Genomic DNA, 13,956 nt, shown 5'->3' with positions numbered 1-13,956 from the left:
CGCTTTCAGCAAGAGCAAGGCAACTAAGGAAGGTACCGATGAAATACAGCTTTATGGGGGCTGCTCCGGCGGCCCACAGCCTGGTGCGCGCCTCCTGTGGCGCGCTGATCTGTGGCCTGGCCGTGGCGGGTGGGGCCCAGGCCGCGCCCTACGTGGAAAACGGCAAGCCGGGCGATCCCGGCAGTTGGCGCAGCGCCGAATTCAATGCCGAATGGGGGCTGGGGGCGATCCATGCCGAGCAAGCCTACGCCGCCGGCTACAGCGGCAAGGGCGTCAAGCTGGGGATCTTCGACCAGCCGGTGTACGCCCAGCACCCGGAATTCAGCGGCGCCGACAAGGTGATCACCCTGGTCACCCGCGGCATCCGCGAATACACCGACCCCTATATCCCGGTCAAAGCCGGCGACGCCTTCCTGTATGACGGCAAGCCTTCGGTGGGCTCGGACGGCAAGCTCGGTTCCCACGGCACCCACGTCGGCGGTATCGCCGCCGGCAGCCGCGACGGCGGGCCGATGCACGGCGTGGCCTACGGCGCGCAGATCATCAGCGCCGACAACGGCGACCCGGGCCCGGAGGACGGGATCATCCTGGGCAACGACGGCGCAGTCTATCGGGCCGGCTGGGATGCCCTGGTCAACAGCGGCGCGCGGATCATCAACAACAGCTGGGGCATCGGTATCACCGACCGTTTCGACCAGGGCGGCCGCGACCCGGCGTTCCCGCATTTCACCGTGCAGGACGCGCAATTGCAGTTCGACCAGATCCGGCCGCTGCTCGGCACTCGCCAGGGCGGTGCCTACAGCGGGGCGATCGATGCCGCCCGCAGCGGCGTGCTGACCATCTTCGCCGCCGGCAACGACTACAACCTGAACAATCCCGACGCGATTGCCGGCCTGGGCTATTTCGTCCCGGAAATCGCCCCGAACTGGATGACCGTGGCGGCGTTGCAGACCAACCCGGACACCAGCAGCCCCAACCCTTACACCCTCAGTACCTTCTCCTCGCGCTGCGGCTACACCGCGAGCTTCTGCGTCTCGGCCCCGGGTACGCGGGTCTACAGCGCGGTGATCGGCGGCACCAGCCTGGAGAACATGACCGTCGGCTACGGCAACAAGAGCGGCACCTCGATGGCCGCACCGCATGTGGCGGGCGCGGCGGCGGTGCTGATGGAGCGCTTTCCCTACATGAGCGGCTCGCAGATCGCCACGGTGCTGCGCACCACCGCCACCGACATGGGCGCGCCGGGCATCGACGCGTTGTACGGCTGGGGCATGATCGACTTGCGCAAGGGCATCGACGGCCCGGGCATGTTCATCACCGAGGCGGACATTCCCGAGGAATTCCGTATCCAGGGCGCCTACGGTTCCGGCCAGTTCGTCGCCGACCTGCCTGGCATCGGCGCCGTGGTGGACGCCGGCAAGCCGACCCAGCGCTTGTGCAACGACGTGCATTGCGGCCTGGATGTGTGGCGCAACGATATTTCCGGACACGGCGGCCTGACCAAGCAGGGCGTCGGCACCCTGGTGCTCACCGGCAACAACAGCTACAGCGGCCCGACCCTGGTCAACCAGGGACGCCTGGCCATCAACGGCTCGCTGGCCTCCCAGGTGACGGTCAACGACAGCGGCATCCTCGGCGGCAACGGGCGCATCGCGGGCCTGACCGTCAACCGCGGCGGCAGCGTGGCGCCGGGCAACTCCATCGGCACCCTGCAGGTGGCGGGCGACGTGACCCTGCAACCGGGCTCGACCTATGCGGTGGAGCTGTCGCCGACCAGCAGCGACCGGATCGTCGCCGGTGGCAAGGCCAGCATCGCCGGGGCCAACGTGACCCTGGCCCTGGAGAACAGCCCGACCCTGCTCAGCGCCCGCGAGGCGCAGAGCCTGCTGGGCCGCCAGTACAACATCCTGCAGGCCGCCGGTGGCATCGACGGGCGCTTTGCCTCGGTCGCCCCGAACTACCTGTTCCTGGGGGGCAACCTCGACTACAGCGCCAGCGGCGTGCAGTTGCAGGTGGCGCGTAACGCGACGGCCTTCAGCGATGTCGGCGTGACTCCGAACCAGCGTTCCGTGGCGGTCGCCGCCGAGCGCCTGGGGGCGGGCAACCCGGTGTACGAGAGCCTGCTGCTGTCGGCGGACGCCGCCAGCGCGCAACAGGCCTTGCAGCAACTGAACGGGGAGATCCACCCGGCGATCGGCACGCTGCTGATCAACGACAGCCGCCACCTGCGCGATGCCGTGGGCGATCGCCTGCGCCAGGACGGCCTGCTCGATTCGTCGGCGCCGAGCACCGCCGACAACAATGTGTGGTTCAAGGTGCTGGGGGCCTGGGGCAAGGCCGATGACGGCCATGACCGGGCCAGCTACAACACCTCGATCGGCGGCCTGCTCGCCGGTGTCGATGGGCTGGTCGCCGAGAACACCCGCCTGGGCCTGTTCACCGGCTACAGCGACAGCTCCCTGAGCATGGGCGACGGCACCCATTCCTCGGCCTCCGCGGACAGCTATCACCTGGGCGCCTACCTGGGCCACCAGTTGGACGCCGTGCGCCTGAGCGTCGGCGGTTCCTACAGCTGGCACCGCATCGATGTGAAGCGCGACCTGCAATACGGCGAGTTCTCGGACCGGCAGAAGGTCAAGCGCGACGCCCAGAGCGCGCAGCTGTTCACCGAAGCGGCGTGGCAAGTGGCGCTGCCGGGCGTGGCCCTGGAGCCTTTCGCCAACCTGGCCTACGTGCATGTGGGCAGCGACAGCTTCCACGAAAAGGGCGGGGCGACGGCGCTCAAGGGCGGCGACGACAACCGCGACGCGGTGCTCTCGACCCTGGGCCTGCGGGCCAGCAAACGCTTCGCCCTGGCCGAGGCCCGGCAGCTGGAACTGGCCGGCACCCTGGGCTGGCAACACAACCTGAGCGACACCCAGTCGGAGCAGCACCTGGCTTTTGCGCAGGGTGGTTCGTTCAACATACAGAGCGTTGCGCTGGACCGGAACGCTGCTGTGGTCGGGGCTCGCGCCGGGCTGCTGCTGGGGCGCGATACCCGGATAAACCTGGACTACAACGGCCTGCTGGGTTCTCGGGACAAGAGTCATGGGGTCGGCCTGACCCTGGACTGGCAGTTCTGAGGCTCGTGGCCAATGACCATTAGAGCGAGGCACGCACATGGGTGTATTTGACTACCGCAACTTCAAGGGCGAGGCGGGCAAAGCGCTGTACAGCGATGCCCTGGCGCTGACGCTGTATGCCTACGCGCCCACCGGGCAAGCGCTGGCGTCGGGCTGGAAGCCGATTTCCGCCGGGCAGCTGGGCTACCAGGGTACGGTCGGGCCCGAGGGCACCTTCTTCGGCGAACAGCCGGGCTTCACCACGGCCAACGTCGAAGTGCTGGGGCGCTATGACGACGCCGGCAAGCTGCTGTCGATCGGTATTGCCTTTCGCGGCACCGGCGGCCTGGGCCTGGGCGATACCCTGGGCGACATCAAGAACGACCTGCTGGCGGCGTTCGGCCCGTCGGGCTATGCGGACGACTACAGCAAGAACGCCTTCGACCAGCTGTTCACCCGGGTGGCCGAGTTCGCCCGGAACCAGGGCCTGAACGGCCAGGACGTGCTGGTCAGCGGCCACAGCCTGGGCGGCCTGGGGGTCAACAGCCTGGCGCAGTTGAGCGGCGAGCACTGGGGCGGCTTCTACGCCGACGCGCAGTATGTGGCGTTCGCCTCGCCGACCCAGAGCGCCGCGGACAAGGTGCTGAACATCGGCTACGAAAACGATCCGGTGTTCAGGGTGCTCGACGGCACCACCTTCAACGCGTCGTCCCTGGGGGCTCACGACAAGCCCCAGGCCTCGGCGACCAACAACATCGTCAACTTCAGCGACCATTACGCCTCGACCCTGGAGAACCTGCTGCCGCAGAGCATCCTCAACCCGCTGTCGTGGAGCGCGCACAGTTCCGCGGGCTACGCCGACGGGCTGAACCGGGTGGTCGACTCGGCCTTCTACGACCTGACGAGCCGGGACTCGACCCTGATCGTCTCGACCTTGTCCGAGGGCAACCGTGGCTCGACCTGGGTCGAAGACCTCAATCGCAATGCCGAACCGCACAAGGGCAGCACCTTCATCTTCGGCACCGATGGCAACGACCTGCTCAAGGGCGGGCGCGGCAACGATTTCATCGAGGGCCGCGACGGCAACGACACCTTCCGCGACGATGGTGGCTACAACATCCTGCTCGGCGGCAAGGGGCATAACGTCTTCGATCTGCAGCAGTCGCTGAGTAAATTCAGCGTGGTCAACGATGGCGATGGCAGCCTGTATGTGCGCGATGCCTATGGCGGCATCAGCATGACCCGCGACATCGGGGCGATCACCAGCAAGGAGCCGGGCTTCCTCTGGGGCCTGTTCAGCAAGGAAGTGACCCACAGCGTCACCGACCAGGGCCTGCTGGCCGGCAACCAGCTGACCCCCTACAACCATTCGCTCAATGGCGACGCCTACGGCAATGCGCTGGCGGCCAGCGTCGACGGCGACTGGCTGTTCGGGCACGGCGGCGACGATGTGCTGCGCAGCGACAAGAGCGACGTGACCTTCGTCGGTGGCGCCGGCAACGACGTCATGTATTCCAGCGGCGGGGGTGCCAATACCTTCCTGTTCAGCGGGGCGTTCGGTTTCGATGCCATCCATGGCTACCAGGGCAGCGACAAGCTGGTGTTCATGGGCGTGGCGGGCGCGGGGCAGGGCTACGACTACACCCAGCACCTGACCCAGAGCGGCCAGGACACCCTGCTCAGCGTCGGCGACTACGCCGTCACGCTGGTCGGGGTCGCGCCGGACAGCCTGTCGGCAGGGGGGATCGTCTTTGCCTAGATAAGGAGCGACAACAGGCATTGCACTAAGGGCGGGGCGCCAGGGGATGGCGCCTCGTTCGCGTGAGCTATCTCGAACAAGTTCAACAACAGAGAGAGGCAATACCATGGGTGTGTATGACTACAAGAACCTCGGCACAGAAGATTCCAAGGCACTGTTTTCCGATGCCATGGCGATCACGCTGTATTCCTACCACAACCTCGACAACGGCTTTGCCGCCGGTTACCAGCAGTACGGCTTCGGCCTTGGCTTGCCGGCGACCCTGGTGACGGCGCTGATCGGCAGCGGCGATTCGCAAGGGGTGATTCCCGGCGTGCCCTGGAACCCCGATTCGGAAAAGGCCGCGCTGGCCGCGGTGCAGAAGGCCGGCTGGACGCCGATCAGCGCCTCGCAGCTGGGCTACGACGGCAAGACCGACTTCAGGGGCACCTTCTACGGGGAAAAGGCCGGCTACACCACGGCCCAGGCGGAAATCCTCGGCAAGTACGACGACCAGGGCCACCTGACGTCCATCGGCATCGCCTTTCGCGGCACCAGCGGCCCCCGCGAATCGCTGATCGGCGATTCCATCGGCGACCTGATCAACGACTTGCAGGCGGCATTCGGGCCCAAGGACTACGCGAAGAACTACGCCGGCGAAGCCTTCGGCTCGCTGCTCGCCGACGTCGCCGCCTTCGCCCGGGCCAATGGCCTGACGGGCCAGGACGTGCTGGTCAGCGGCCACAGCCTCGGCGGCCTGGCGGTCAACAGCCTGGCGGACCTGAGCGGCGATCGCTGGTCGGGCTTCTACCAGGACGCCAACTACATCGCCTATGCGTCGCCGACCCAGAGCGCGGGGGACAAGGTGCTGAACATCGGCTACGAGCAGGACCCGGTGTTCCGTGCCCTCGACGGCTCGGCGTTCAACCTGGCATCGCTGGGCGTGCATGACACGGCGCAGGCGTCGGCGACCAACAACATCGTCAGCTTCAACGACTACTACGCCTCGGATGCCTGGAACCTGCTGCCGTTCTCCATCCTCAACATCCCGACCTGGGTCAGCCACTTGCCCACCGCCTATGGCGACGGCCTGACGCGGATCCTCGAATCGAAGTTCTACGACCTGACGAGCAAGGACTCGACCATCATCGTCGCCAACCTGTCGGACCCGGCGCGGGCCAACACCTGGGTCCAGGACCTGAACCGCAATGCCGAGACCCACAAGGGCAGCACCTTCATCATCGGCAGCGACAGCGCCGACCTGATCCAGGGCGGCTCGGGCAACGACTACCTGGAAGGCCGCGCCGGCAACGACACCTTCCGCGATGCCGGTGGCTACAACATCCTGCTGGGCGGCTCGGGCAACAACACCCTGGACCTGCAGCAGTCGGTGAAGAATTTCAGCTTCGCCAACGACGGCGCCGGCACCCTGTACGTGCGCGATGCCAACGGCGGGATCAGCCTCACCCGCGATATCGGCGCGATCGCCAGCAAGGAACCGGGTTTCCTCTGGGGCCTGTTCAAGAACGACGTGACCCACAGCGTGACCGACAAGGGCCTGCAGGCGGGGAGCAGCCTGACCCAGTACGCCTCGTCGGTGAAGGGCGACGCCGCGGCCAACACCCTGACCGCCCACGCCGGTGGCGACTGGCTGTTCGGCCTGGACGGCGACGATCACCTGATCGGCGGCCGCGGCAACGATGTGCTGGTCGGCGGTGCGGGCAACGACCTGCTGGAAGGGGGCGGTGGCAACAACACCTTCCTGTTCAGCGGCGAGTTCGGCCAGGACCGCGTGCTGGGCTACCAGAGCAGCGACAAACTGGTGTTCCTCGGCGTCGCGGGCATTACCCCCAACGACGATTTCCGCGCCCATGCCAGCACCGTGGGCAACGATACGCTGCTGAGCTTCGGTGACGACTCGGTGACCCTGGTGGGCGTGAGCCTGGATCACCTCAACGGCGCCAATATCGTCCTCGCCTGAGCCCGGACGGCGCGGGCGACGTGCCCTGCGCATCGCCAGGCGCGCAGCCGGCATGCCCACAAGGCGTGACCCGAACTGGCGCGCAGGCCTCCAATAGCTGATCGCCCCCGGCACAGGGGGCGCCAGCGTCCGGTCCGTGGCCGGGCGCCGCGAGGGCGCAAGTGGCTGCGCGGCGGCTAAAGTCCGTGGCCGGCCATGCGTTATCCAGGCAGGGCAGCCGACGCCAAGGCAGCGGCCGGTGTGTAGGCAAGGGTGACAACGATGGGCAAAAGAACGATGAGTAAACAACCGTGGCATGGCTTGGGGCTGGCGCTGCTTTTGGCAGCGGGCGGCGCAGTGGCCGAGGACCTGCCTCAGCCGTCGATCCTGCAACGCTTCGGCGTGACTCCGGACCAGCTGCCGGCTGAGACGCCGGGCAAGGTAACGGAGCCCGAGCAGGACAAGCGCTTTCAGCTCGACGGGGAACGTCCCGTGGTGAACGTGACGCTGGGGGAGGGCAAGCAGCCGGAAACTACCGGCAATATCAGCATCGATAATGCGGACGCCCGGGAGTTCGAGCGTTGTCGGCAAGTGCGCAGCGAACTGCAGAGACGGGGGGAACAGCGCTACATTTCCTGCGATAACAGCGTGCCGGGGCAGCATTCGGCACCCTGGTCGCCCTGAGGGCCAGCCCTTTCAAGGTCGGGCGGCGATCCGACTTGCTCGCGATGGCGGTGGTTCTGGTGCTGCATTTTTTTGGACGGGGTACATATCCGTTGCTGCGGTAACGGCGGCTTATGGTTCCGCCCTTACGGCGGGTCCCTTTTTACAAACGCCTAAAAAGGAACCAAAAACGCTTTGCCCCTCCACTCGGCACCTCGCCTAGGCTCGGTGTGCTCTCACTCCGGCATTGATCCGTGGGCCGCCGCCACAGGCCATCCATGGCCTGGGGCGGCTAACCCGGCATCCCTGCCGGGTTACCCACGGCTCAATGCCTGCGTTCGGCCATCGTGGTTAACGGGGCGCTCAGATCAAAAGCAAGACGGCGGCCTACCGGCCGGCCTAGCTGAGAGTTCGATTCGGCCGGGGCTAAACCCTGTAGCCGCTGCCGAGCTCCGGCGAGGCTGCGATCGGCCCGCAGGGCCGCCAAGCCTGCCACCGCGCAATATCTGGAAAAACGCGGTGCCCACCTGGCGAGTCCTGCGGCCTCGATCGCAGCCTCGCCGGGGCTCGGCAGCGGCTACAGGTGCGCCGACCGGTAGGTCACGTTTGGCTTTTGATCTTGATTTATCCACCCCATCGGCAGGTCGAATGGCGGTGCTCATCAGGGGTAGGCGCGCAGCGCCCCTCGACGAAGCCGACCGGAGGTGCATGGACAGGTACACCAGCAGATCAGGGATTCAGGTTTTGGGACCAGCCCTTTCAAGGGCTGGCGCTGAGGGCGACCAGGCCCGGGCGATCAGTCTTCCTTGCGAACGGTGGCGACGTCGTCGGCCTTGACGCGGATCTTCTTGCCGGCGATGTCCTCGAACTCGTAGAACCCGTCGCTGGTCTTGGCGTTCGGCATGTCCTTGGTCAGGTATTGCGTGCCGTTCTGCAGCGTCACCACGGTCGGCGTGGCACAGCCGCCCAGGGCCAGAAAGGCGGCGACGGCCAGTGGCAGGGCCAGGTATTTGACGTTCATAGACAAACCTCTCTTCATGAATCCTGTGAGTCCACCCACGTTTGGCGGCTCGCGACTATACGGCTATCCGCCCCGTTGGTGTAGTTAACGGCAGGAAAGTTCTGAGCGCGTCGCAAAAAAACCTCCGTCGCCGCTGATCCAATAGTGTTTGCCAGGGTAGGGTGGCAGCTGCTATCTGTATGCATAACCAGTACCCACCTCTTTGCGGCGCGCTTGTCCTGTGACCTCCAATCCCCTGGAAAACCCTCTTTATTACCTGCACAACTTCCAGCAGGTGCTGGCCTGGCTCGAGTTGCGTTATGCCGACGTGCTGTCGCCCGAGGAGCAGGCTTTCATCGCCGATTTCTCGGCCCTGGCCCAGCCGTCCCAGGCCCTGCTAGTGCGCATGGTCATGCGCAAGGGCTGTCATTTTCGTAGCTCCCGGCTGGCCTATGAGGAAATCGGCGATACCGGGGCGGCGGTCGCGCCGCTGGTCCGCCTGGGCTGGGTCGACGAGCAGGCGCCGCTGACCCTGGAAGAGTTGTTCAACCTGTTGCAGAAGGCGGAAATCCTCCAGGGCTTCCAGGCGCTGATCGAGCAGCCCAAGGGCCGCAAGTCCGACTGGCTGGCCGCCCTGGCGCCACAGTTCGACGAGCCACGCAGCCTGGGCCAATGGTGCCCGGGGCTGGAGGACCGGGTGTGCAGCCTGACCGTCATGGCGCTGTGCGATCGCTTGCGCCTGATGTTCTTCGGCAACCTGTACCAGGACTGGTCGGAGTTCGTGCTGGCCGACCTTGGCATCTTCACCTACGAGAAGGTCGAGTTCCACGACGACGCCCGCGCCCTGCGCAGCCGCGCCGACGTCGAGGGCTTCATCTACCTGGAAGACTGCCGCCAGCGCTTCGAGGCCGGCGCGGCGCTGGGCGAGGTGCTGGCCGCCGCCCGGGCCTTCGCCAGCGACAACCCCTGGTTGCAGCGGCGCCGGGACAAATTGCTGTTCCTGCTGGGGCAACACGGCGAGCGGCTCGCCGACTGGCCGCTGGCGGCGGCCATCTACCAGGATTGTGCCTATCCCGGGGCGCGTATGCGCCTGATCCGGGTCTTCGAGCGCAGCGGCGATTATCCCCGAGCGTTGCTCCTGGCGGAGGAGGCCGGGCTGGCCCCGCAGAGCGCCGCCGAACAGCAGCAACTGCTGCGGGTGCTGCCGCGGCTGCGGCGCAAGCTTGGCGGCCCGGCCGCGCCCCGCGGCGGCGTGCGTCCGTTGTTGCGCCTGGACCTCAGCCTGCCGCGCAGCGATCCGCAGCTGTCGGTGGAGTTCCATGTCCAGGCCCACCTGCATGAGGTCGAGGCGCCGGTGCACTACGTGGAGAACAGCCTGATCAACTCGCTGTTCGGGCTGCTCTGCTGGCCGGCGATCTTCGCGCCGCTGCCCGGCGCCTTCTTCCACCCGTTCCAGCGCGGGCCGGCGGACCTCTTGAGCGAGGATTTCCACGCCCGTCGCGCCGAGCTGTTCCAGGCCTGCCTGGCGGAGCTGGACGACGGGCGCTATGCGCAGACCATCCGCCAGCGCTACCTCGACAAGTGGGGCGTGCAATCGCCGTTCGTGTTCTGGGCCGCCCTCGACGAAGCGCTGCTGGAGCAGGCCCTGGCCTGCCTGCCGGCGGCGCACCTGCGGCACTGGTTCGAGCGCCTGTTGCAGGACATCAAGGCCAACCGCGCCGGCATGCCGGACCTGATCCAGTTCTGGCCGCAGCAGAAAACCTACCGGATGATCGAGGTCAAGGGCCCCGGCGATCGCCTGCAGGATAACCAGCTGCGCTGGCTGGAGTTCTGCCAGCAGCACCAGATGCCGGTGGCGGTCTGCTACGTGCAATGGGCGGAGCAGGGCGCGTGAACTACCGCATCGCGGTACGGGCGCTGTGCGAGTTCACCGCCAAGGCCGGCGACCTCGACCTGCGCTTCACCCCGTCGCCGACCGCGCTGGAAGGCATCCAGGGCCATCGCACGGTCGCGGCGCGGCGCAGCGCGAACTATCAGCGCGAGGTCGCCCTCGAGGGCAGCTTCGGCGCCTTGACGGTCAGGGGCAGGGCGGACGGCTACGACCCGGACGCCAACCTGCTGGAAGAGGTCAAGACCTACCGTGGCGACCTCGAGCGCATGCCGGCCAACCATCGCCAGCTGCATTGGGCCCAGGCCAAGGTCTACGGCTGGCTGCTGTGCCAGCAGTTGCAACTGCGCCGCATCCGCCTGGCGCTGGTGTATTTCGACATCCAGAGCGAACGCGAAACGTCCTTGCTGGAGGAGCACGACGCCCAGGCCCTGGAGCAGTTCTTCAACCGCCAGTGCCGCCTGTTCCTGCAATGGGCCGAACAGGAGCTGGCCCATCGCACCGCGCGTGACCGGGCGATGGCGGCCCTGGGCTTCCCGCACCCCGACTTCCGCCCCGGGCAACGCACGCTGGCCGAGTCGGTGTACAAGGCGGTGAGCACCGGCCGCTGCCTGATGGCCCAGGCGCCGACGGGTATCGGCAAGACCCTGGGGACGGTGTTCCCGATGCTCAAGGCCATGCCCGGGCAGCAACTGGACAAGCTGTTCTTCCTCACCGCCAAGACGCCGGGTCGCCAACTGGCGCTGGACAGCGCCCGGCTGTTGTTCGAGCGCAACCCCGGGCTGCCGTTGCGGGTACTGGAACTGGTGGCCCGGGACAAGGCCTGCGAGCACCCGGAGTTGGCCTGCCATGGCGAGTCCTGCCCGTTGGCCAAGGGTTTCTACGAGCGCTTGCCGGCGGCGCGGCAGGCGGCAAGCCAGCTGCCGCTGCTGGACCAGCGGGCGCTGCGCGAGGTCGCCCTGGCGCATGGGCTGTGCCCCTATTACCTGAGCCAGGAAATGGCCCGCTGGAGCGACCTGGTGGTGGCGGACTACAACTACTACTTCGATTTCAGCGCCTTGCTGTTCGGCCTGGCGCAGCTCAACCAGTGGAAGGTCGCGGCGCTGGTGGACGAAGCCCACAATCTGGTGGAGCGCGGGCGCGCGATGTACAGCGCGAGCCTCGACCAGTACCAGCTCGGCAGCGTGCGCCAGACTGCGCCGCCGGCGCTGAAGACGCCCCTGCAACGGCTCAACCGCGAATGGAATGCGCTGCACAAGGAGCAGCAGCGGCCCTATCAGGCCCATGACCAGCTGCCCGCGCCGCTGCTCAAGGCGCTGGCGCTGTGCATTGCGGCGATCGGCGACTACCTCAACGACCACCCTCAGGGGCTGGACAACGGCTTGCAGGGCTTCTATTTCGACGCGCTGCAATTTGCCCGGGTGGCCGAACTGTTCGATGAGCAGTTCCTGTTCGATATCAGCAAGCGCGAACTCAATGCCCGGCGCAGCCTGTCCACCCTGTGCCTGCGCAACGTGGTGCCGGCCGGGTTCCTCGGGCCGCGGCTGAGCGCGGCGCGCAGCACGGTGCTGTTCTCGGCGACCCTGAACCCCTGGCATTACTACCGCGATCTGCTGGGGCTGCCGGACAACGCGGTGTGGGTGGAGGTGGAGTCGCCGTTTCACGCCGCGCAGCTGGAGGTGCAGCTGGTCAGCCGGATCTCCACGCGCTTCACCCATCGCCAGGCGTCGCTGGCGCCGATCGTCGAGCTGATCGCCAGCCAGTTCCAGCGGCGCCCGGGCAATTACCTGGCGTTCTTCAGCAGCTTCGATTACCTGCAGCAGGTGGCCAGCCTGTTGGCGCAGCGGCATCCACAGATCCCGATGTGGCAACAGTCCCGGGGGATGGACGAGGGGCAGCGCCAGGCGTTTCTCCAACGATTCGACGCCGATGGCCAGGGCGTGGGGTTCGCGGTGCTCGGCGGGGCTTTCGGCGAGGGTATCGACCTGCCGGGGTCGCGGTTGATCGGGGCCTTTATCGCCACCCTGGGCCTGGCCCAGCTGAACCCGGTGAACGAGCAGCTGAAACAGCGCATGGCGGCGATTTTTGGCGCCGGCTACGACTACACCTACCTGTATCCCGGCCTGCAAAAGGTGGTGCAGGCCGCCGGCCGGGTGATCCGCAGCCAGCACGACCGCGGCGTGGTGATGCTGATCGACGACCGCTTCGCCGAGCCCCGGGTCCGGCAATTGCTGCCGCGCTGGTGGTCGCTCGACGCACCCGGCGGCGAGGCGGTTCAAGGCGCCGGGTAGGCGGCGTCGCGGATCTCCCGGGTAAAGGCGCCCGACATGCCCTCGAAGGCGGTGTTGGTCAGCGCCACCACGGTCAGCCTGGCCTGCGGGTCGACAAACCAGCTGTGGCCATAGGCGCCGCCCCATTGCAGGGTGCCCTTCGATTGCGGGGTGGCGGCCAGGGCCGGATCGTCCAGCACCGCCCAGCCATAACCGAAGCCCCAGCCCGGGCCCTGGGCCTGCGCCTGGGCACCGACCTGGTCGGTCATCATCGCCTGCACGCTGGCGCGGGACAGCAGGACTCCGCCGCCCTGGCGCAGGGTGTCGAGGAACCGCGCCACGTCGCCCGCGGTGCCGGCCATGCCGGCGCCACCGGAGGGGTAGGCGCGCGGATCGAAAATCCGCTGGAGGGAGAACAGCGTGGTGCTGTTACCGACCCGCAGCGCCGTTTCCTCCTGCATCCTGCTTGGCCGCGGCTGGTCGTCGCGGTAGGCGGCGCCGAGGCGGGCCGGGTCCTTGACGGCAAAGTCGGTGTCTTGCATCGCCAGCGGGCCGGTGACCATTTCGCGGGTCAGGGCCGGCAGGCGCTTGCCGGTGGCTTTCTCCAGCACCGCGCCCAGCACGTCGGTGGCCAGGGAGTAGCGCCACTGCGTGCCGGGCGGATAGCTCAAGGGCACGCTGGCAATGCGTTGCAGGTTGTCTTCCAGGCTCAGGCCGGGTTCGGCCAGGCCATCGGAAACCCCCGCGGTGCGATAGGCGCCGTGCTCGGGCTCGAGAAAGCCGTAGCTCAGGCCGGCGGTGTGGGTCAGCAATTGCTTGAGGGTGATCGGCGGCTGGCTGCCGTCGGCCAGCCGTGGCCGGAACGCGGGCAACCAGCGGCTGACCGGATCGTCCAGGGACAAGGTGCCTTGTTCCACCAGCCGCATCGCCACCACCGAGACCATGGGCTTGGTGATGGACGCCAGGCGCAGGATGGTGTCCTCGGTCATGGGCCGGGCCGCCTCGCGGTCGGCGAAACCGGCCGCGCGCCGGTAGACCACCTGGCCGTCGCGCATCACCACGACCACGGTGCCGACGATCCGCTGTTCCGCGATGGCCCGGTCGATGGCCGTGTCCATGCGCCTGCCGAGCGCTGCGTCCGGGGTGGCGGCGCCGGCCAGCGAGGCGCCAAGGGTGGCCGCCAGGGCGAGCAGGCCCTGAATGGGTCGATTCATGGGGGAGGCTCCGTCATCACAAGGTCCGCTATGACTAACCGGCATCCACGGTCATTTCAAGCGCGACCGGCATGCGGATGGCGAGGCCTGGCGCTGCGCAGGTGGCGACGAGGGCAGGTAGC

The 13,956-nt window shown here is 67.3% G+C and carries 8 protein-coding genes; 6 read left to right on the top strand and 2 right to left on the bottom strand.

Annotated elements, in window-relative coordinates:
* Positions 1-38: 38 nt before the first annotated feature.
* From TO66_RS16520 to TO66_RS16505, 4 genes are all read left to right on the top strand, one after another.
* Complete coding sequence (locus TO66_RS16520; RefSeq protein ID WP_044463335.1) at positions 39-3,122, top strand: autotransporter serine protease; 3,084 nt, start codon at positions 39-41, stop codon at positions 3,120-3,122.
* A gap of 37 nt (positions 3,123-3,159) precedes the next feature.
* The gene (locus tag TO66_RS16515) at positions 3,160-4,860 is read left to right on the top strand and encodes a polyurethanase (protein ID WP_044463334.1); all 1,701 of its coding nucleotides are present in this window, start codon (positions 3,160-3,162) and stop codon (positions 4,858-4,860) included.
* A 106-nt stretch (positions 4,861-4,966) separates the two neighbouring features.
* Positions 4,967-6,820 carry a polyurethanase gene (locus TO66_RS16510; protein WP_044463333.1) on the top strand — a complete coding sequence of 618 codons (1,854 nt, stop codon included), beginning with the start codon at positions 4,967-4,969 and terminating at the stop codon, positions 6,818-6,820.
* A 276-nt stretch (positions 6,821-7,096) separates the two neighbouring features.
* Positions 7,097-7,483: a hypothetical protein gene (locus TO66_RS16505; RefSeq protein ID WP_044463332.1), complete on the top strand. Its 387-nt coding sequence runs from the start codon at positions 7,097-7,099 to the stop codon at positions 7,481-7,483.
* A gap of 775 nt (positions 7,484-8,258) precedes the next feature.
* Here TO66_RS16505 and TO66_RS16500 read toward each other — a convergent pair.
* Entirely contained in the window at positions 8,259-8,483 is a 225-nt protein-coding gene (locus TO66_RS16500) for a YgdI/YgdR family lipoprotein (protein ID WP_044463331.1), read from the bottom strand.
* 220 nt (positions 8,484-8,703) lie between these two features.
* Between TO66_RS16500 and TO66_RS16495 the strand changes: the two genes are divergently transcribed.
* Positions 8,704-10,356 carry a VRR-NUC domain-containing protein gene (locus TO66_RS16495; RefSeq protein ID WP_044463330.1) on the top strand — a complete coding sequence of 551 codons (1,653 nt, stop codon included), beginning with the start codon at positions 8,704-8,706 and terminating at the stop codon, positions 10,354-10,356.
* Complete coding sequence (locus TO66_RS16490) at positions 10,353-12,641, top strand: ATP-dependent DNA helicase (RefSeq protein WP_044463329.1); 2,289 nt, start codon at positions 10,353-10,355, stop codon at positions 12,639-12,641. Before TO66_RS16495 ends, TO66_RS16490 begins: the two co-directional genes overlap by 4 nt.
* On the opposite strand, the gene TO66_RS16485 is transcribed toward TO66_RS16490, so the two are convergent.
* Entirely contained in the window at positions 12,626-13,834 is a 1,209-nt protein-coding gene (locus TO66_RS16485) for a serine hydrolase (protein WP_044463328.1), read from the bottom strand. The two genes, TO66_RS16490 and TO66_RS16485, sit on opposite strands and share 16 nt — an antisense overlap.
* Positions 13,835-13,956 lie beyond the last annotated feature (122 nt).

This window comes from Pseudomonas sp. MRSN 12121 (assembly GCF_000931465.1).
Classification (GTDB): domain Bacteria; phylum Pseudomonadota; class Gammaproteobacteria; order Pseudomonadales; family Pseudomonadaceae; genus Aquipseudomonas.
Note: the sequence above shows the minus strand (reverse complement) of the source record. Positions and strands in the feature narration are given on the sequence as shown.

What these genes read in the sequence shown, in the direction of transcription:
- TO66_RS16520 (WP_044463335.1), top strand. Translation starts at nt 39, where the DNA reads ATGAAATACAGCTTTATGGGGGCTGCTCCGGCGGCCCACAGCCTGGTG.
- TO66_RS16515 (WP_044463334.1), top strand. Translation starts at nt 3,160, where the DNA reads ATGGGTGTATTTGACTACCGCAACTTCAAGGGCGAGGCGGGCAAAGCG.
- TO66_RS16510 (WP_044463333.1), top strand. Translation starts at nt 4,967, where the DNA reads ATGGGTGTGTATGACTACAAGAACCTCGGCACAGAAGATTCCAAGGCA.
- TO66_RS16505 (WP_044463332.1), top strand. Translation starts at nt 7,097, where the DNA reads ATGAGTAAACAACCGTGGCATGGCTTGGGGCTGGCGCTGCTTTTGGCA.
- TO66_RS16500 (WP_044463331.1), bottom strand. Translation starts at nt 8,483, where the DNA reads ATGAACGTCAAATACCTGGCCCTGCCACTGGCCGTCGCCGCCTTTCTG.
- TO66_RS16485 (WP_044463328.1), bottom strand. Translation starts at nt 13,834, where the DNA reads ATGAATCGACCCATTCAGGGCCTGCTCGCCCTGGCGGCCACCCTTGGC.